The organism is Escherichia sp. E4385 (assembly GCF_963883145.1).
In the GTDB taxonomy this organism is placed as follows: domain Bacteria; phylum Pseudomonadota; class Gammaproteobacteria; order Enterobacterales; family Enterobacteriaceae; genus Escherichia.
This window is the reverse complement of sequence record NZ_CAWOOJ010000031.1, coordinates 1-1,019: the sequence shown is the minus strand read 5'-3', so window position 1 is coordinate 1,019 and position 1,019 is coordinate 1. Positions and strand designations below refer to the sequence as shown.

Below are 1,019 nucleotides of genomic sequence, written 5' to 3'. Positions count from 1 at the left end.
CCAACGGTACGGCCGCCTTCACGGATTGCGAAACGCAGACCGTCGTCCATCGCGATCGGGTGGATCAGGGTAACAACCATTTTGATGTTGTCGCCCGGCATTACCATCTCTACGCCTTCCGGCAGTTCGATGGTACCAGTCACGTCAGTAGTACGGAAGTAGAACTGCGGACGGTAGCCTTTGAAGAACGGAGTATGACGGCCGCCTTCATCTTTGGACAGAATGTACACTTCAGATTCGAACTTGGTGTGCGGCTTGATGGTGCCCGGCTTAGCCAGTACCTGACCACGTTCGATTTCTTCACGTTTGATACCACGCAGCAGAACACCTACGTTCTCACCAGCACGGCCTTCGTCCAGCAGTTTGCGGAACATTTCAACGCCAGTACAGGTAGACTTCTGAGTCTCTTTGATACCAACGATTTCAACTTCTTCACCAACTTTGATGATACCGCGTTCTACACGACCGGTAACAACGGTACCACGACCGGAGATGGAGAATACGTCTTCGATCGGCAGCAGGAACGGCTTGTCAATCGCACGCTCTGGTTCCGGAATGTAAGAATCCAGGAAGCCAGCCAGTTCCAGGATTTTCGCTTCCCACTCTGCGTCGCCTTCCAGCGCTTTCAGAGCAGAACCACGAACGATCGGAGTGTCGTCGCCCGGGAAGTCGTACTGAGACAGAAGTTCACGAACTTCCATTTCAACCAGTTCCAGCAGCTCTTCGTCATCAACCATGTCACATTTGTTCAGGAACACGATGATGTACGGAACGCCTACCTGACGACCCAGCAGGATGTGCTCACGAGTCTGCGGCATCGGGCCGTCAGTCGCAGCAACTACCAGGATCGCGCCGTCCATCTGAGCAGCACCGGTGATCATGTTTTTAACATAGTCGGCGTGCCCCGGGCAGTCTACGTGTGCGTAGTGACGGGTCGGGGTGTCATATTCAACGTGAGAAGTGTTGATGGTGATACCACGAGCTTTTTCTTCCGGCGCGTTATCGATCTGGTCGAATGC

General features: G+C 53.7%; 1 protein-coding gene. It reads right to left on the bottom strand.

The features are described 5' to 3' along the window. Positions 1-1,019 (bottom strand): elongation factor Tu (gene tuf / locus AACS80_RS23555; protein ID WP_000407794.1); only part of this gene is annotated, 1,019 nt, incomplete at both ends.